20 protein-coding genes, 1 pseudogene and 1 riboswitch are annotated in these 17,343 nt (G+C 68.5%); of the genes and pseudogenes, 12 read left to right on the top strand and 9 right to left on the bottom strand.

The genetic code is table 11. The features are described 5' to 3' along the window. Positions 1 to 67: 67 nt before the first annotated feature. Complete coding sequence (locus NX1_RS06815; protein WP_068055943.1) at positions 68 to 691, bottom strand: carbonic anhydrase; 624 nt, start codon at positions 689 to 691, stop codon at positions 68 to 70. 99 nt (positions 692 to 790) lie between these two features. Here NX1_RS06815 and NX1_RS06810 point away from each other — a divergent pair, with 99 nt between their 5' ends. Then, positions 791 to 1,717: an HhH-GPD family protein gene (locus NX1_RS06810; RefSeq protein WP_068055502.1), complete on the top strand. Its 927-nt coding sequence runs from the start codon at positions 791 to 793 to the stop codon at positions 1,715 to 1,717. Between the two features lie 24 nt (positions 1,718 to 1,741). Here the strand turns inward: NX1_RS06810 and NX1_RS06805 are convergent, their stop codons facing one another. Continuing rightward, on the bottom strand, positions 1,742 to 2,485 hold the full coding sequence (locus NX1_RS06805) for an alpha/beta fold hydrolase (RefSeq protein ID WP_068055499.1): 744 nt from the start codon (positions 2,483 to 2,485) through the stop codon (positions 1,742 to 1,744). A gap of 71 nt (positions 2,486 to 2,556) precedes the next feature. Between NX1_RS06805 and mhuD the strand changes: the two genes are divergently transcribed. From mhuD to NX1_RS06785, 4 genes are all read left to right on the top strand, one after another. Further along, on the top strand, positions 2,557 to 2,874 hold the full coding sequence (mhuD, locus tag NX1_RS06800) for a mycobilin-forming heme oxygenase MhuD (protein WP_068055496.1): 318 nt from the start codon (positions 2,557 to 2,559) through the stop codon (positions 2,872 to 2,874). A gap of 54 nt (positions 2,875 to 2,928) precedes the next feature. After that, positions 2,929 to 3,108: riboswitch (cobalamin riboswitch) on the top strand. Positions 3,109 to 3,176: 68 nt separating this feature from the next. Next, the gene (locus NX1_RS06795; RefSeq protein WP_068055493.1) at positions 3,177 to 3,371 is read left to right on the top strand and encodes a CbtB domain-containing protein; all 195 of its coding nucleotides are present in this window, start codon (positions 3,177 to 3,179) and stop codon (positions 3,369 to 3,371) included. Next, entirely contained in the window at positions 3,362 to 4,195 is an 834-nt protein-coding gene (locus NX1_RS06790; protein ID WP_373864867.1) for a CbtA family protein, read from the top strand. The genes NX1_RS06795 and NX1_RS06790 overlap by 10 nt, the downstream gene beginning before the upstream one ends. 35 nt (positions 4,196 to 4,230) lie before the next feature. Next, positions 4,231 to 4,701 (top strand): hypothetical protein, encoded by a 471-nt coding sequence (locus tag NX1_RS06785; RefSeq protein WP_157119572.1) that lies wholly within the window; start codon positions 4,231 to 4,233, stop codon positions 4,699 to 4,701. Between the two features lie 46 nt (positions 4,702 to 4,747). Here the strand turns inward: NX1_RS06785 and NX1_RS06780 are convergent, their stop codons facing one another. The 4 genes from NX1_RS06780 to NX1_RS06765 form a co-directional block, all read right to left on the bottom strand. Next, entirely contained in the window at positions 4,748 to 5,188 is a 441-nt protein-coding gene (locus NX1_RS06780) for an OsmC family peroxiredoxin (protein ID WP_068055937.1), read from the bottom strand. Between the two features lie 91 nt (positions 5,189 to 5,279). After that, a complete protein-coding gene (locus tag NX1_RS06775; RefSeq protein WP_068055487.1) occupies positions 5,280 to 5,735 on the bottom strand; it encodes an SRPBCC family protein in 456 nt (151 codons plus the stop codon). Positions 5,736 to 5,795: 60 nt separating this feature from the next. After that, a complete protein-coding gene (locus tag NX1_RS06770; RefSeq protein ID WP_068055484.1) occupies positions 5,796 to 6,116 on the bottom strand; it encodes a DMT family transporter in 321 nt (106 codons plus the stop codon). A 1-nt stretch (position 6,117) separates the two neighbouring features. Then, positions 6,118 to 6,765: an FMN-dependent NADH-azoreductase gene (locus NX1_RS06765; protein ID WP_068055481.1), complete on the bottom strand. Its 648-nt coding sequence runs from the start codon at positions 6,763 to 6,765 to the stop codon at positions 6,118 to 6,120. Positions 6,766 to 6,866: 101 nt separating this feature from the next. On the opposite strand from NX1_RS06765, the gene NX1_RS06760 reads away from it, so the two are divergent. Further along, on the top strand, positions 6,867 to 7,487 hold the full coding sequence (locus tag NX1_RS06760; RefSeq protein WP_068055478.1) for a TetR/AcrR family transcriptional regulator: 621 nt from the start codon (positions 6,867 to 6,869) through the stop codon (positions 7,485 to 7,487). Between the two features lie 89 nt (positions 7,488 to 7,576). On the opposite strand, the gene NX1_RS06755 is transcribed toward NX1_RS06760, so the two are convergent. Together NX1_RS06755 and NX1_RS06750 are read right to left on the bottom strand one after the other, a co-directional pair. Continuing rightward, positions 7,577 to 8,425 carry a hypothetical protein gene (locus NX1_RS06755; RefSeq protein WP_068055475.1) on the bottom strand — a complete coding sequence of 283 codons (849 nt, stop codon included), beginning with the start codon at positions 8,423 to 8,425 and terminating at the stop codon, positions 7,577 to 7,579. Beyond that, positions 8,422 to 9,402, bottom strand: coding sequence for an ABC transporter ATP-binding protein (locus tag NX1_RS06750; protein WP_068055472.1), 981 nt, complete (start codon positions 9,400 to 9,402; stop codon positions 8,422 to 8,424). Before NX1_RS06750 ends, NX1_RS06755 begins: the two co-directional genes overlap by 4 nt. Before the next feature lie 169 nt (positions 9,403 to 9,571). Here NX1_RS06750 and NX1_RS35135 point away from each other — a divergent pair, with 169 nt between their 5' ends. From NX1_RS35135 to NX1_RS36820, 6 genes and pseudogenes are all read left to right on the top strand, one after another. Next, positions 9,572 to 11,749, top strand: coding sequence for a histidine kinase (locus NX1_RS35135; protein ID WP_245668364.1), 2,178 nt, complete (start codon positions 9,572 to 9,574; stop codon positions 11,747 to 11,749). Positions 11,750 to 11,780: 31 nt separating this feature from the next. Beyond that, positions 11,781 to 12,443: a response regulator transcription factor gene (locus NX1_RS06735; RefSeq protein WP_068055934.1), complete on the top strand. Its 663-nt coding sequence runs from the start codon at positions 11,781 to 11,783 to the stop codon at positions 12,441 to 12,443. A gap of 343 nt (positions 12,444 to 12,786) precedes the next feature. Next, the gene (locus tag NX1_RS06730; protein WP_068055469.1) at positions 12,787 to 13,068 is read left to right on the top strand and encodes an SHOCT domain-containing protein; all 282 of its coding nucleotides are present in this window, start codon (positions 12,787 to 12,789) and stop codon (positions 13,066 to 13,068) included. Positions 13,069 to 13,079: 11 nt separating this feature from the next. After that, positions 13,080 to 13,478 (top strand): annotated as a pseudogene (locus NX1_RS38635) (LLM class flavin-dependent oxidoreductase); the annotation flags it as partial. Positions 13,479 to 13,489: 11 nt separating this feature from the next. Next, the gene (locus NX1_RS37780; RefSeq protein ID WP_245668363.1) at positions 13,490 to 13,882 is read left to right on the top strand and encodes a hypothetical protein; all 393 of its coding nucleotides are present in this window, start codon (positions 13,490 to 13,492) and stop codon (positions 13,880 to 13,882) included. A 208-nt stretch (positions 13,883 to 14,090) separates the two neighbouring features. Next, positions 14,091 to 14,552 carry a YfbM family protein gene (locus tag NX1_RS36820; RefSeq protein WP_068055466.1) on the top strand — a complete coding sequence of 154 codons (462 nt, stop codon included), beginning with the start codon at positions 14,091 to 14,093 and terminating at the stop codon, positions 14,550 to 14,552. A gap of 62 nt (positions 14,553 to 14,614) precedes the next feature. On the opposite strand, the gene NX1_RS06715 is transcribed toward NX1_RS36820, so the two are convergent. After that, positions 14,615 to 17,173: an ATP-dependent Clp protease ATP-binding subunit gene (locus NX1_RS06715; protein WP_068055463.1), complete on the bottom strand. Its 2,559-nt coding sequence runs from the start codon at positions 17,171 to 17,173 to the stop codon at positions 14,615 to 14,617. Between the last annotated feature and the right edge of the window lie 170 nt (positions 17,174 to 17,343).

Genomic DNA, 17,343 nt, shown 5'->3' with positions numbered 1-17,343 from the left:
TGGGACTACGCCATGGTGCCGGGTGTATGACACCCGGCACGCTGGGGAAACTCCGCACGGAACCGGTTCAGACGACCTCGCCGATGTTGCCGACGACACGCTGCAACCGGACCTGGCCTTCGGCCAGTTTGTAAGTGACGCAGGCGATGGCGAGTTCGCCGGTCGCGACCCGCTGCGAGATGATCATCGACCGCTGCATCAGCAGCCTGCTGGTCTCCACGACGTGCCTGGCCTCCATCTCGTCCACGCTGGACAGGCCCTCGCGGCGGCCGATCAGGATGGAGGGCGAAACCTTCTCGACGACGCTGCGGATGAATCCGCCGGGCACTTCGCCGCCGTCGAGCGCGTCGATGGTCGCTTTCACCGCGCCGCAGCTGTCGTGTCCGAGCACCACGATCAGCGGCACGTTCAGCACCTGCACGCCGTATTCGATGGAGCCGAGCACCGAGCTGTCCACCACGTGGCCCGCGGTGCGCACGACGAACATGTCGCCGAGCCCTTGGTCGAAGATCAACTCCGCCGCCACGCGCGAGTCGCCGCAACCGAACACGATGGCGGAAGGATGCTGACCGCCGACGAGTTTCGCCCGGTCGGCGGCCCCCTGACTAGGATGCAAGAGCGTGCCGTTGACGAAACGCTCGTTGCCCTCGCGGAGGGACTTCCAGGCGCTGATCGGGTTTGAATCAGACATACCGACCATTGTGCACAACACATTCGCTACCAGCGAGTCGGTTTCGTTACGGGTCGGCAAATATGGACTGGCCGCCGAGCGGCGGAGACGGTGAGGGCAATGCATAGCGGCACTGGTCGGGCCACCCCGGCCCGGCAACAACTCGGCGATCGTGGCATCGACCCGGACGCGCTGCTGGACTGGTACGCCGAGACCGCTCGCGACCTGCCGTGGCGACGCCCCGGCGTCACCGCGTGGCAGATCCTGATGAGCGAGATCATGCTGCAGCAGACGCCGGTGGTGCGGGTCGAGCCGATCTGGCTGGAGTGGGTGGCGCGGTGGCCCGTGCCATCGGCGATGGCCGCGTCCTCTCAGGCCGAGGTGCTGCGCGCGTGGGGCAAGCTCGGCTACCCGCGGCGCGCGCTGCGGCTGCACGAGTGCTCGCGGGTGCTCGCGGCCGAACACGGCGACGAGGTCCCCGCCGATGTCGACGTGCTGCTCGGGCTGCCCGGCATCGGCGCGTACACCGCGCGGGCGGTCGCCTGCTTCGCCTACGGCCAGCGCGTCCCGGTGGTGGACACCAACGTGCGCCGGGTGGTCGCGCGCGCCGTGCACGGCCGTGCCGAGGCGGGCAATCCCGCCGCGCGCGATCTGGCCGAGACGGAGGCGCTGCTGCCCGCGAAAATCGACCGCGCCGCAAGGTTTTCCGCGGCGCTGATGGAACTCGGCGCGACGGTGTGCACGGCCCGCGCGCCCGACTGCGCGCGATGCCCGCTGCCCGTCTGCGCGTGGGTGACCGCGGGCCGTCCGGTGTCGGAGGTGGTGCGCCGCACCCAGAAGTACGAGGGCACCGACCGCCAGGCGCGCGGCCGCCTGCTCGACGTGCTGCGCGCCGCGAGCGGCCCGGTGGAACGGGTGCGCCTCGATCTGGCCTGGACCCGCGATCCCGGCCAGCGCGACCGGGCGCTCGACTCGCTGCTGATCGACGGGTTGATCGAGCAGACGGCCGACGGACTGTTCGCGCTCGCGGGTGAGGGAGACCGTTAGCAGCGCCACCGGTTGCGGCGCAGCTCAGTCCAGCACCCGGCCGAGGAAGCGCTCCACCTCGGCGCGGTAGCGCTCCGGCTGGTCGTCGTGGACCAGGTGCCCGGCTTCCGGTATCAGCACGTACTCCGCGTTCGGGTTGGTCGCGGCCATCTCCCGCATCTGCCCGGCCGGTGTGATGGTGTGCTCGCCCTCGATGAGCAGCACCGGGACGCGCACCGCGCGCCACTGCTCCCAGAAATGACGGGTGCCCCACTCTTCGGAGATGTCACGAAAAGTGGTGACCGAGCCGTGCAGGCGGTATCCGTCCGGGCCGTGCTCGAAGGAGTTCAGGAAGTAGCGACCGGCGACCGGACCGAAGTACTCCAGCACCGAATCGGCATCCGGAAATGGCTGCGGCCAAGCCTCGATCATGGCGGCCCATTCGGCGGCGGTTCGCCCGGTGAAGTCGGGGGCGATGTCCTCGACCACCAGTGCGCGCACCCGTTCCGGATACTGCGCGGCGAAGACCCAGCCGTGCAGCGCGCCCATCGAATGACCGATGACCACCATCGGCTCGGTGACCCGCTCGGTGGCTTCGGCGAGATCGGCGACGAACGCCTCGGTGGTCAGCTCCGGCGGCGCAGGGCGGCCGTGGCCCGCCGCGTCGAAGGTGTAGACGTGCCCGTGGCGGCGCAGCCAATCGAGCTGGTCGCCCCAGGTGCGTGCGCTGCCCATCAACCCGTGCAGCAGCAGGATCGGCACGCCTGCTCCGCCTTCGTCGTACCACATCGGCTCGATTGTGCCCCCGGGCTGGTCCGGGCGCGCGACCGCCCGCGCGCGGGCGACGTATTGTCGAGGTCATGGCTGTTGTGAAGATCAACGCGATCGAGGTCCCCGAAGGCGCAGGACCCGAACTGGAGAAGCGCTTCGCGCACCGCGCGCACGCGGTGGAGAACTCGCCCGGCTTCCTCGGCTTCCAGCTGCTGCGCCCGGTCGCCGGCGACGACCGCTATTTCGTGGTGACGCAGTGGGATTCCGAGGAATCGTTCGCCGCGTGGCGGGACGGTCCCGCGCGCGCCGCGCACGCGGGCAGCGGCGACAAGAAGCCGGTCGCCACCGGCGCTTCGCTGCTCGAATTCGAGGTCGTTCTCGACGTCGCGGCCAAGCCCGCGTCCTGAACCGAACGGGTAACGACTCGCCCACACCGTGGTCAACAGCTTTCGAGCGTGTTGACGACGGGCGCACGAGGGTGTCACAGTTCGAGGTGACCAAGCGAGGGTGATGCGGTAATTCCGGTGTGATTCCGGAGCGGTCGCGCCACTGTGTTCCATGCATCGAGTCCGTTCCCGCCATGCAGGCCGGGCGGCCGCGGTGCCGGAAAGCCAGACACCGGCACCGTCGCACCACCCCATCTCACGGGACGCGAAAGCGTTTCGCCGGACGCGAAGTCCGGTTGGGACGTATCCCTAGGAGGACTCGAATGGCCATCGCGCATACACCGAGCCGGGCAACCGAATCTCTGGCAACCGTGCTCGTCACGGTAGGTGTCGTTCTTCTCGCACTGCTCACGCTGTACCTGGTCGGCTTCGACCAGGGCGCCATCTCGCGCAGCGGGATGTTCATGCACGAGCTGATGCATGACGGACGGCACTTGCTGGGTGTTCCGTGCCACTGAATCAATCCGCCCCGCCGGCTCCGCCGGCTGCCGTCCCCCTGGGCGGATCACTCAAGACCCTGCTGTTGCGCGGCCTGCTCGCCGGTTTGATCGCCGGCCTGCTGGCCGCCACAGTGGGCTACTTCGTCGGCGAACCCAAGGTCGACGCCGCCATCGCCATCGAAGAGGCGAACGCGGCCACTCAGGAATCGCACCACGGCTCAGCGGAACCCGCCTCGGGCCACTCCCACGGTGACGAGGAGGAGCCGCTGATCAGCCGGTCCGGACAGAAGTTCGGGCAATTCCTCGCACTCGGCCTCAGCGGTCTCGCCTTCGGCGCGATCTTCGCCTCGGTCGCGCATTTCGCGCGGCGTCACACCGACCTGTCCGGTCCGAAACTCGCGATCGGGCTCGGCCTCGCGGGCTGGGCCGCGATCGTCGCGGTGCCGTTCTTCAAATACCCGGCGAACCCGCCCGCGGTCGGCGATCCGGAGACCATCAACGATCGCACCTTGCTGTGGGTGGCCTCGGTGCTGCTCGGCCTTGCGGCCGTCGGCGCCGCGGTGTACGCGCACAAACTGCTGCGCGGGCAGCTGGACACCGTCCGACTGATCGCGGGTGCGGCGGCGTTCGTGCTGATCACCGCGCTGGGCTACGTGCTGCTGCCGGGCATCGACGAGGTGTCCGCCGACTTCCCGCCGAGCCTGCTGTGGCAGTTCCGGATCGCGTCGCTTGCCGTCTCCGCCACGCTGTGGGCGGCGCTCGGTCTCGGCTTCGCCGCGCTCACCGAGTTCGCGCAGCGCACTGGCACCCCGGTACGGGGTGCGGTCGCTACCGCGGGCTGATCCGCATTCAGAAGGTCAGGGGCAGTGTCGGTTTCATGACCGGCACTGCCCTTTTTCGTTCCTCCCGCGCTTCCGACGTACCGCGTTCGGTGACGCTGGCCGCCGCGGGTTTCGTCGTCGCGCTGCTCGCCGGTGTCGGCGAGGCGCTGGTGCGGGCGGCGATGACGCTCGAACGGTCCGACGCCGACGTGTCGAGCCTCGTTCTCGGATCGGCCGTGCGCGGCGCGATCTACCTCATCGTGTTCGCCGTCGTGGTGCGGATGACGCGCGGCGACCGGGCGGCCCGGCTCGTACTCGCGCTCGGCATCGGCATCCTGGGTCTGGCCTCGCTGCTCGTCGAACCGCTGACGACGCTCGCCACCGACGGGCTCGACTTGTCCGTCACCCCGAGCTCGCTCGCGATAGGAACCCTGCGCACGATTCACGTGCTCGCCGCGCTCGTCGCGATTCCGGCCATGTACGTGCCCGGCGCTGAGGAGTATTTCGCCCGTCGCGTGACCGCATGAATCCCCGCACTCCCACTGGAGGTGAAGGGTGCGGAGAATCAAGCGGTCACGCCAGGGCCGCGTCCAGGCTGATGGTGTCGACGCCGGCCAGCGCCTTGGAGACAGGGCAGCCCGCTTTGGCGGCCTCGGCGGCGGCCTGGAAGCCGTCGGCGTCCAGGCCGGAGACCCGGCCGCGGACGGTCAGCTTGATCGCGTTGATGCGGAAGCCGCCCGCCGGGTCGGGCGCGAGGGTGACATCGGCGGTCACGTCGAGGCTCTCCGGTGTGCCGCCCGCGTTGCCGATCTGCGCCGAGAGCGCCATGGCGTAGCAGGAGGAGTGCGCAGCCGCGATCAGTTCCTCGGGGCTGGTGGTGCCATCGGCCGACTCCGCGGTGCGCTTCGGGAACGAGACGTCGTACTTGCCGACGCCCGAACTGGTCAGCTCCACCTGACCGGAGCCGTCCTGCAGGCCACCGGTCCATGCGGTGCGCGCGGTACGTGTTGGCATCATTGTCCTTTCACCAAGTGAGCCGAACTCGTGCAGGCTCGAACCTACCCGCACCCACGGACCGCGGGCACCCGCTTCGCCGGGCGAGCCGTCAGTCGGTCGCGCCCAGTTTCCTGTCGAGCTGCTCGAGCACCTGCGGCCACGCTTCGCGATGCCGGTCCCTGGCCGCCTCGCTGGCAAACCCGGCGTGGCGCAGGCGAAGCCGGATGCCACGCGGCTGTTTGACGAATTGCACGCTCACCACGGTCTCGGCGCCCTCGGTGCCGCCTTCGCCGGTGACCCAGGTCAGCTCGACGAGACGCTGGGGCTCGAGCCGCAGGAAGCGGCCGTAGTGCGGGTTGCGCTTGCCCTCGAATTCGGTCTCGAAGAAGAACGGCTCGCTCACCTCGGGCCTCATCCGCACCGAATCCGGCGCGGCGAACCAGATGTCGAACCCCTGCGTCCACGCGGCGTAGAGCAGGCTGGGCGATGACTTCATCACCCGCTCCACGGTGAGCTCGAGGGGTCGTGTGGACAGATCCGGGGGGCGAACTGACTGGTCGACCATCACCGGACCATACCCGTGCCGTCCGGGCCGCCACAGCATTTACCCTTCCTGACCGGGCGGTCACTCGGGATTGGTCACCCTGGCGAGCACGATGCCGCCGAGGATCAGCGCGAGCGCGAGCACCCGGCCCGCGCTGAGCGGGTCACGGTGCACCACGATGCCGAGGCCGATCGCGCCCACCGCGCCGATGCCGGTGAACACGGCGTAGGCGGTGCCGACGGGCAACGTCTGCATGGACCTGGACAGCAAATACACCGCCAGGCTGCCGAGCGCGAAGCACACCACAGTGGGCAGCGGCCGGGTGAAGTTCTCGGTCGGTTTGATGCTCTGCGACCAGACGATCTCGACCAGACCGGCGAGACCCAATGTCAGCCAGTTCATTTCAGTACATCCCGCCGAGCGATCGCGCGGTTTCCATCGCCTTGTCGTAGGAGTCGTCGTGCTCGGCGCGGCGGTCGGCCAGGGCCGGATCCTGACGTGAGTTGGCCAGTTCGACGTGCACGAAAACGGTGTCGGTCACGGCGAAATGGCCCGCGAAGAAGTCGCGCAGGAAGCGCTCCTGATAATCGAACGCCGCCTTGGGAGCGCCTGGCGTATAGCTGCCGCCGCGCGCGGAGGCGACCACGAAACGACGGTGGCCCAACGACATTCGCGGAAAGGTGAGCTGGTCCAGCCAGGCCTTCAGCGCGGCCGGGATCGAGTAGTTGTACATCGGGGTGCCGATCAGGATCACGTCCGCGGCGAGCACCTCGTCCAAGAGGGGGCGAAGCACTTCGAGCGCTGCGGCCTGCGCCGGAGTCGCCACCAGTGCGTCGAGCTCGGCCGGGTCGAAGCCGCCGCGTGCGAGCACCGCATCGCACAGCTGGGTCCACGCCTCGCCGATGAATGGAACGGGTCGCGCCGCGAGATCCCGGTACCGGTACTCGCCGTCCGGATGCGCGGCGCGCCAAGCCGCGGCGAACTCCGCGCTCAGCTCCCGGCTGATCGAGCGCCGCCGGGCGCTCGCGTCGAGGTGCAACAAGGTGCTCATGCTTCAACCCTTCGATCAAGCGGACACATCGTCCGGTTAGGACGCTAACAATCAACCGGACACATTGTCCACTTATTCCGGTTTCGGCTAGAGTCGCTGCCATGGATGCCCGCTCCGACCTGCTCACCGGCGCCCCGCTCGACCATCCGCCGAGCGAACGCGCGGACGCGGCCCGCAACCGCGCCAAGGTCCTCGCGGCGGCCGCGGAGCTCTTCGCCCAGCGCGATCCCCGCACCGTGACCATGGAAGACATCGCCAAAGCCGCGGGCGTCGGCCGGGGCACGCTGTACCGCCGCTACCCGGACACGAACTCGATCGCCGTCGCCCTCCTGGACGAGCACGAGCGCGCACTCCAAGAGCGCCTGCTGCACGGCGACCCACCGCTCGGGCCCGGCGCACCCTCCGCCGACCGCCTGGCCGCCTTCTACGAGGCGATGGTCGAACTGCTCGACAACCACGCCCACCTGGCCCTCGGTGCGGAAACCGGCGGCGCGCGCTTCACCACCGGCGCGTACGGCTTCTGGTACGCCCACGTCCGCGCGCTGCTGCTGGCGGCGGACATCGAGGAACCGGACGCACTGATCGATCCGCTGCTGGCCCCACTCGCCGCCGAGGTCTACACCGCGCAACGCGAACGGGGGCTCACACCGTCGGCCATTACCCAAGCCCTGGCCCACGTCGCCCACGCACTCCTGGACGAATCCCCACCGGGCTGTCACTAGGAAACAAGCGCGGACCCTCGCACACCTTCTGCACGCTTCGCAGGCCTTAGACCTGCGAAGCGTGTAAAACCTTTGCGACGCTGCAGGAGTCAGGTGAGGTCGCGGCGGTGGATGAGGGTGATGGTCGCGGCGGCGAAGAGCGCCGTGTAGAGGGCCAGCAAGGTCAGGGATTCGGTGCGAGACAAGGTGTCCAGGACGCCGGGGGTGGCTGGTCCGCCGACGGTGCGCATGGCGCCGGCGAGGGAGCCCGCGGCGGTCCCGGGGAGGCGGTCGGTCAGTGCGGCGATCGGGGCGAAGATCGCGGACGTCGCGCGCAGCAGGTTCTCCACGACCAGCACCCAGACCAGGCCGAGACCGACGGCGAGTGCGGGGCCGCGCGCGAGTGCGCCGATCAGGGCGCCCGCGAGGGTCCACATGCCGAGAATGGCTGTGCCGGTGAGGAGTCCGTCGAAGACGTGAGAGGCGCTCGGCAGTGCGAGGGATTGCGATTCGGTGCTCGCGATCAGCGCGGCCACTCCGGTGTCCACCGCGAACGCGACGCACACCAATGCGACGACCACCAGCGCCAAGCCGACCAGCAGTCCACCGACCGCCGCGGACCGCGAGGGCCCCTGGGTGAGCACGGTCTTCCAGGTGCCCCAGCCGTATCCGCTTCCCACGGCCAGCGCACCGAGGATGAGCATGAGCGCACCGCCGAACATCGCCATGCCCTGGGTGAACACCTCGGGCACCGCGGCGGGCAACATCTGTTGCAGCAGCGCTTCTTTCGGCAATCCGTCGGACATCGCGCTCTGCTCGCCCGAGGTGTAGGCCAGATAGTTGAACAGATAGGAGAACGTGAGGTTCAACAGAATCCACGTGCCGAGCACGATCCAGAACGCGGGCCATCCGCGCAACCGCAGCAGTTCCGCGCGGGCGCTCGCCACCAGGTCGTTCATCGCACAACTCCTTCGGTGATCTCGAAGAACACTTCCTCCAGTGACTTTTCGTCGACGTGCAGCTCGAACAGATCGGCTCCGGCATCGACGACAGCGCGAGCGACCACCGGCGCGGCGCTCGCGCCCGCTTCGATGCGGATGGCCGTGCTGCCGCGCAGCACGGCTGCGCCACCGGGAAGCGTCATCTCGCCGCCGAGCACTACCTCGTCATCGCCCAACGCGATCGTGGTACCGCGCAGCACCACCTCCGCAGCGAGCGCGTCGCGCACCGCCGCGATGGCCACCTCCATCGGCTCCGCGCGCAGCAACAGGGAAGCGGCACCGCGCAATTCGGCCACCGTGGATTCCGCGATGAGCTTGCCGCCGGAGATGACGCCGACGCGATCGCAGATTTCCTGTACTTCGCTCAGCAGGTGGCTGGACAGCAGCACGGTGTGGCCATCGGCGGCCAATTCCGTGATCAACTCCCGCATTTCGGCCATGCCGGCCGGATCGAGGCCGTTGGTCGGCTCGTCCAGGATGAGCAAGTCGGGGTGGCCGAGGAGGGCCGCGCCGACGCCAAGGCGTTGCTTCATGCCGAGGGAGTAGGTGCGGAACTTGTCGCCGGCGCGATCGGCGAGGCCGACGCGGTCGAGCGCGTCCGCCACCTCGGCGCGGCCGAGACCGCGATATTTCGCGAGAACCCGCAGGTTGTCGCGGCCGGAGAGGTACGGGTAGAAGCCGGGGCTCTCGATCAGCGCACCGATCCGGCCCAGCACCGAGGGGTCGCCCGGCGCGCCGCCGAGCACGGTCGCGACGCCCGCGCTGGGCCGGATGAGCCCGGCCAGCATGCGCAGCGTCGTGGTCTTGCCCGCGCCGTTCGGGCCGAGGAAGCCATAGATCTCCCCCGCGTCGACCCGCATGCCGACGTCGTCGACGGCAATGTGCTCGCCATAGCGTTTGGTCAGCCCCGAGGTGACCACGATGGAATTCGTCATGCCCCGAGAATCTCGCGCTGAGCTGGGGCGACACATCCGTCGCGCGGCGATGCCCGGCATACGTATCTAGACCTGAACCACCTGCCGCCTACGTCCGCGCCCCGGACGTAGGCGTCGAATACGTGCGGTGACGGACGCCGATCAGCCGTCGGCCGCTTAGGCTGCAAGGGTGAGTGCGCCAGGCATAGCGAATCGTGGCTCGGTCGTATGGGACTGGGGCCTCGCGTTCATCGTCGCCGTAGTCCAGGTGGCCGGGAGTCGCGGCGCCAATATGCACCAGACCGGCACGCAGTCGCTGGATGTGCTCGGCTACCTGCTGCTGCTCGCCGGGCCGGCGGCGCTGCTCTTCCGCCGCAGCCAGCCGCTGCCGGTGCTGGTCGTCACGCTCGCCGCGTGTGGGATCTACCTGGCACTCGGCTACGGATACGGTCCGATCTTCATCTCGCTGGTGATCGCCTTCCTCACCGCGGCGACGATCGGATCCCGTTGGTGGACTTACCCGCTCATGCCGGTCGGCTACGCGGCCTTCGTCTGGCCGCTGCCCGCGCTACTCGGAAAATCGGTGAACGGCTGGCAGATCTTCGGGATCATGGCGTGGCTGATCGTGCTCATCGGCGCGGCCGAGGGATTGCGCCAGCGCAAGATCGCGCTGGAGGCCCGCAGGCAGCGCGTGGAGGCCGCCCGGCGCGACGAGCAGCTGCGCCGCGAACGCCGCGCCACCGAGGAACGGCTGGCCATCGCCAGGGAGCTGCACGACGTACTGGCCCACAGTCTTTCGCTGATCAATGTGCAGTCCTCGGTGGCGCTGGAACTGTTCGACAAGAGGCCGCAGCAGGCACGGACGGCGCTGGCCGCGATCAAGGCGGCGAGCAAGGAATCCCTCGCCGAGGTGCACACGCTGCTGGAGACCATCCGCACCGGCGCGACCGTGGAAGAGCCCGAGCCCGAAGCGAATTCGATCGAGTCGGCCCGTCCGGCGCGCGGCCGTCGCGGTGTCCGGCGCGGCGCATCCGGCGAACGACGGGAATCCGACGCGCCGGAACCAAGCAGGCTGCCGCGCAACGCCGCACCGGTCCGCAAACAGGAGGCGCCGCGCGCACCCGCCCCCAGCATCGACGATCTGGACACGCTGTTGCAGCGAGCTCGCGATGCCGGGCTCACCGTGCAGACTCGCGTGATCGGCGAGCCACAGAAGCTGCCCAGCGTGATCGATGTGGCCGCGGCCAGGATCGTCCAGGAATCCCTGACCAACGTCGTGCGCCACGCGCCGGGCGCGAGCGCCACTGTCACCGTCCGCTACGCCGTCGGTTCGGTGGATCTCACCATCGACAACACCCGCCCCACCGCACCCGCGCTCCGGTCCGGTTCGAGCGGCGGCAACGGCATCATCGGCATGCGCGAGCGAGCTCACGCCCTCGGCGGCGCGCTCACCGCGGGCCCGCGCCCGAGCGGTGGATTCCGCGTCGCGGCCCGGCTGCCGAGCCAGACCGAGCCCGTGCAGCGTCAGGCGCCCCGGCCCGCCGAACCCGCACCCGCGAAGAGCGGTGCCTCGGCGGACCAGCAAGGCCGCAACGCCTCCACCTCGGCGTCCTCGGGTGATTCGGATACCTCGTCCCCCGGCAAGGCGACCGAACCGGCGACGCGAAACGGGACCGCATCCGTCGCAAACCCTGCGGACCAGAACCGCAACGGTTCTGCACACCAGGCCTCCGGCGATGCGGAGGCCGTCGCCGAGTCGCAGTCGCACAACGCCGCAGACGCAGACTCGGACACCGCGATCGACGACCCGAATCTCCGCGACAGCTATGCAAAAGCGCAGAACGGCCCCGCCGCCGCAGATTCGAACCCCTCGACCGGCGACCAGAAACCCCTCTACACCTCCGCACAGCCGTCGCCCGGTGACATGGAGGCCGCCTCAGGCCCGCGAACGAACAACAGCACGACCGCCGGTTCGGACGCCACGATCGCCAGCCGGAAAGCCCGCAACGGGACCGCGGCCCGAGGCTCGGACACCACGATCGGCAACCCGAAAGCGAGCAACGGGGGCGCGGGCGCAGACTCGAACACCCCGATCGACGACCCGAGCGTTCGCAACCACTCCGCGCACCCGGCCCCCGGTGGCCTGGACCTACCAGCCAGGCCGCAATCACAGAGCGCGGCCGCCGCCGGAGGCCCGAACACCACAATCGACGACCCGAACCACAACGAGACCGCGGCGGCAGACTCGGACACCGCGGCCGACGCGGGGAAGGTCCGCAACGGCTCCACGTCGGCGTCCCCCGGCAACGTGAACGGGGCGGAGTCGACTCCGCGCGGTTCGGCGTCTTCCGACAACGCGGAGACATGATGGACGAGCGCGCACCGCGATGGGACACACGATGAGCATTCGGGTGCTCGTCGCCGACGATCAGGCGCTGGTGCGCGGTGGCTTCGTCGCGCTGTTGAACGCGCAAGACGACATCGAGGTGGTCGGCGAGGCCGACAACGGCGAGCAAGCGGTGCGCATGACCCGCGCGCTCCAGCCGGACGTGGTCCTGATGGACATCCGCATGCCCGTGCTCGACGGACTGTGCGCGACCAGGATGATCGCCGAGGATCCCAAACTCGCCGAGGTCCGCGTGGTCGTGCTGACCACCTTCGAGCTCGACGAATACGTCTTCGAGGCAATGCGTTCCGGCGCGACCGGCTTCCTCGTCAAACACACCGAACCCGCCGATCTGCTCCGGGCCGTACGCGTGGTGGCCGCCGGCGATGCCCTGCTCTCCCCCGGCGTCACCCGCCGCCTGATCGCGGAGTTCTCCGCGCACGCCAAACAACCGCCGCCCGCCGCGCTGAACGAACTCACCGACCGCGAGCGCGAGGTGATGGCCCTGGTCGCCGAGGGGCTCACCAACGCCGAAATCGGCGAACGCCTCTTCATGAGCCCCGCCACGGCCCGCACCCACGTCAGCCGCATCCTCACCAAACTGAACGCCCGCGACCGCACCCAACTGGTCGTCTTGGCCTACGAATCCGGCCTCGTCCGCCCGGGCTGGCAATAGCGTCCCCAGCCGCATCCACGGTGGGCGCCATACACACACAGGTAGCGGGCGTCGTATCCGGGCGCGTGGGCTTCTCGTAATCGACCATGGGCGGTCACGTTGCGTGATGCGCTCGAAGTACAGCTGAACCGGCCGAATCGGCCGCGAACGGCCCTTGCCCTCCCGGCCCGATATGCCAGCGGTGCGGCTGGTCGGCCTGCGCGGCGCATACAACGCAGACAGCGAATGCACGGCAATCGCCGAGCGGCGGATTTCGGCAAATTGCCAGTTGTTCGGGGTTGCCGGGACCTGAGCGTACGTCGCCAGGCGTAGGCGGATCGGGGACGCGCGGCCGATGTCTCGGATGGGTTACGGCGCGCACGCTCGCACCATGACTCTTTTCACGCAGTCGGAAGCGCTGACTCTGCTGGCCGACCATTATGACGGCGGCTGGCATCCGTGGCCGTTCTTCTGGATTTTCCCGCTACTGTTTTGGCTGACTTTCCTCGTCTTGGTATTCCTGGCCCGCAATCGCTTCCGCCGCCACACCGGAATCGGCGTACTGCGCGATGCTTTCGCGCGCGGTGAGATCACCGAGGCGCAATATCGGGAGCGGTTGGCCGTGCTGCGCGAAACCGGACGGTGAGGGGCGACGTGATGAAGTTCGGCATGATCGTCACGGCGCGTTCGGGTGCGCAGTGGGTCGACGCGGTGCGGGCGGCCGAAAAACAGGGCTACCGAACGATTCTGCTGCCCGACACGATGTACACACCGTCGCCGCTGCCGATGCTGGCGGCGGCCGCGGCGGTCACCGAAAGCGCGCGACTGCGTCCCAACGTGCTGGCGGCCCCGCTGCGGCACAGCGCCGCACTGGTGCGGGACGTGGCGGCGCTACAACTGCTTTCGAACGGACGCTTCGAACTGGGCATCGGCGTTGGCCGTCCTGATGCCGCTAGCGAGGCCGAACGACTCGGCATGCCTTGGGGTTCCGCACGACAGCGTCGCGAGCAATTGTTCGAGGCGATCGCGGCGGTCCGCGCGGCAGTCGATCCCACCCGGAGATCGTGGTGGCGGCGAGCGGTCCACGCATGCTGGCCGCCGCGGCCGAGATCGCGGACCGTATCCTGCTCGCGACCCAACCCGCCTCCACCGAAACGGAATTGGCGGAAATGGTGCGCATCGTGCGCGAGAACACCGACCGCGACATCCGTTTCACGCACCAACTCGTCGGCATAGGCGACCACCTGCCGTTCTGGCTCGGGAAACAAGGCCTCACCGCCGACGGACTGCGCGACGCGGGCGCGGCAGCACTGCTGCCCGAAGACCCGACAGCGGCCGCCGACCTCCTCGAATATCGAAGGGAGAAGTACGGAATCGATGAACTCGTCGTCCCCGACGAACTCGCCGCGGCCTTCGCGCCGGTGCTGGACCGCTGCACCTCACCGGTCGCGGATCGATGAGCGGCGCTTCGCTACCGACCAGAATCGCCAACCTGATCGGCTCGATCCGAAGCATCGGCGATCCACGCCTCGAGGGACCGCTCAAACCTCCATCCCTCTCCACCGAGACCTGTCGGTCGAGTCGATTACATTCCATCTCGATCACCAAGGAAGACAATCGGATCGGAATTCGGCGACCACGGCGAATTCCGTGGGAGCGGGGGAAGCAATGGGGGTGATCCTGTCGTTCACCAAGGTCACGAGCGAGCGGTTGAACCGACTGCTCGCGGCGAGTCCGCAAGCGCAGGAAGAACTTTGGCAGCTCGAGCGGGCCAAGGGCGACCCCGACGGCTATCTCGACAAGGCATGGGACGGGCTGCGCTACCTGCTGGAAGCGGCCGGAACGGGGGTGAACCTGTGCGATGACGGCCTGCCTTTAGACGAGGAGTACTACGCCTGGCCCGCCGAGCTGGTCGGCAGAACGGCCGAACGGCTGCGAGCGACGCCGTTCGCCGCGCTCGCCGCGCACTACGATCCCGCCGCCATGGACGAGGCGAACATCTACCCGCGCATCTGGGTCAGAGACGGCGACGCGGGACTCGGCTATCTGCGGTTCCACTACGCGACTCTCGCCGCCTTCTTCGCCGACGCGGCCAAGTCCGGCGCCGCGGCGGTCATGCACTTCGGCTGAGGCGGGACACGACAAAGGCCCGCCCCCAACGAATCCGTTGGGGGCGGGCCTTTCGTAGTTACTTACTCGCCGGAGGCGGCCTCCGTGGCGGTGCCCTCGCCCGCGCCGGTCAGCACGACCTCGGGCTTCTCCTCGACGGCCGTCTTGGTCAGCTTCGCCTTACCGGTGAAGGTGAACTTGGCGTCCTCGCCGGAGCCTTCGCCGTCCCAGCCTTCCACATCCACAGAGATCGTTTGGCCTGGACCGATCTCGCCGAAGAGGATCTTCTCCGACAGCTGGTCCTCGATCTCGCGCTGGATGGTGCGGCGCAGCGGCCGGGCACCGAGCACGGGGTCGAAGCCACGCTTGGCGAGCAGGTTCTTGGCGTTCTCGGTCAGCTCGATCGCCATGTCCTTGTTCTTCAGCTGCGTGGCGACGCGGCCGATCATCAGGTCCACCATCTCGACGATCTGCTGGTTGGTGAGCTGGTGGAAGACGATCACGTCGTCGATGCGGTTGAGGAACTCGGGGCGGAAGTGCTTCTTGAGCTCGTCGTTGACCTTGAGCTTCATCCGCTCGTAGTTCGAACCCTCGTTGTTGGACTGCGAGAAGCCCAGGCCGACGGCCTTCGAGATGTCCGAGGTTCCGAGGTTCGAGGTGAAGATCAGCACCGTGTTCTTGAAGTCCACGGTCCGGCCCTGGCCGTCGGTGAGGCGGCCGTCCTCCAAAACCTGCAACAGGGTGTTGTAGATCTCCTGGTGGGCCTTCTCGATCTCGTCGAACAGCACGACCGAGAACGGCTTGCGGCGCACCTTCTCGGTGAGCTGGCCGCCCTCCTCGTAGCCGACGTAGCCCGGAGGGGCACCGAAGAGCCGCGAGGCGGTGAAGCGGTCGTGGAACTCGCCCATGTCGATCTGGATGAGCGCGTCGTCGTCGCCGAACAGGAAGTTCGCCAGCGCCTTGGACAGCTCGGTCTTACCGACACCGGACGGACCGGCGAAGATGAACGAGCCGGACGGACGCTTCGGATCCTTCAGGCCGGCGCGAGTACGGCGGATCGCCTTGGAGACGGCCTTGACCGCGTCCTCCTGGCCGATGATCCGCTTGTGCAGCTCGTCCTCCATGCGGAGCAGACGGGTGGTCTCCTCCTCGGTGAGCTTGAACACCGGGATACCGGTCCAGTTGGCGAGGACCTCCGCGATCTGCTCGTCGTCGACCTCGGCCACGACGTCCAAATCACCGGAACGCCACTGCTTCTCACGCTCGGCGCGCTTGGCGACGAGCTGCTTCTCCTTGTCACGCAGCCGCGCGGCCTTCTCGAAGTCCTGCGCGTCGATCGCGGATTCCTTCTCCCGGCGCGCGTCGGCGATCTTGTCGTCGAACTCGCGCAGGTCCGGCGGAGCCGTCATCCGGCGGATGCGCATCCGCGCGCCCGCCTCGTCGATCAGGTCGATCGCCTTGTCCGGCAGGAACCGGTCGTTGATGTAGCGGTCGGCCAGCGTCGCGGCCGCGACCAGCGCGCCGTCGGTGATGGACACCCGGTGGTGCGCCTCGTAGCGGTCGCGCAGACCCTTGAGGATGTTGATGGTGTGCTCGACGGTCGGCTCGCCCACCTGGACCGGCTGGAACCGGCGCTCGAGGGCGGCGTCCTTCTCGATGTACTTGCGGTACTCGTCGAGCGTGGTGGCGCCGATGGTCTGCAGCTCGCCGCGGGCCAGCTTGGGCTTGAGGATCGAGGCCGCGTCGATGGCGCCCTCGGCAGCGCCCGCACCGACCAGCGTGTGCAGCTCGTCGATGAACAGGATGATGTCGCCGCGGGTGTTGATCTCCTTGAGCACCTTCTTCAGGCGCTCTTCGAAGTCACCGCGGTAGCGGCTGCCCGCCACCAGCGAACCCAGGTCGAGGGTGTAGAGCTGCTTGTCCTTGAGCGTCTCGGGCACCTCGCCGTTGACGATGGCCTGCGCGAGGCCCTCGACGACGGCGGTCTTGCCGACGCCGGGCTCGCCGATCAGCACCGGGTTGTTCTTGGTGCGGCGGCTCAGCACCTGCATGACGCGCTCGATCTCCTTCGAGCGGCCGATGACCGGGTCGAGCTTGCCTTCCAGCGCGGCTTGGGTCAGGTTGCGGCCGAACTGGTCGAGCACCAGCGAGGTGGACGGTGTCCCAGCCTCGCCGCGGGCGCCGGACTCCACCGGCTCCTTGCCCTGGTACCCGGACAGCAGCTGGATGACCTGCTGGCGGACGCGGTTGAGGTCGGCGCCGAGCTTGACCAGCACCTGCGCCGCAACGCCCTCGCCCTCGCGGATGAGGCCGAGCAGGATGTGCTCGGTGCCGATGTAGTTGTGGCCGAGCTGCAGCGCCTCGCGCAGGCTCAGCTCGAGCACCTTCTTGGCGCGCGGGGTGAACGGGATGTGACCGGACGGGGCCTGCTGACCCTGGCCGATGATCTCCTCCACCTGGCTGCGCACACCCTCCAGCGAAATGCCAAGGGACTCCAGCGACTTCGCCGCTACACCCTCACCCTCGTGGATGAGGCCAAGCAGGATGTGCTCGGTGCCGATGTAGTTGTGGTTGAGCATCCGGGCCTCTTCTTGGGCCAGGACAACGACACGCCTCGCGCGGTCGGTGAACCTCTCGAACATCGCTCCCTCACTCTCCTGCTCAGACCTTCAGTGGCGTCCGACGCTTCAGTGCTGTGCGCAACCTGTGGTCGTCAGCCTGCCATGAAGCCCGGGGCTTGCGGCCCCCGCCTCCACTCTAGTTGGCGGGGGTTCGCACCGCCTCCAGTCCACCCTATTGGGAACCAGCGACA

It is taken from the genome of Nocardia xishanensis NBRC 101358 (assembly GCF_001613365.1).
GTDB lineage: Bacteria > Actinomycetota > Actinomycetes > Mycobacteriales > Mycobacteriaceae > Nocardia > Nocardia xishanensis.
The sequence above is the reverse complement of the archived record's forward strand: the minus strand, read 5'-3'. Positions and strand labels throughout refer to the sequence as shown.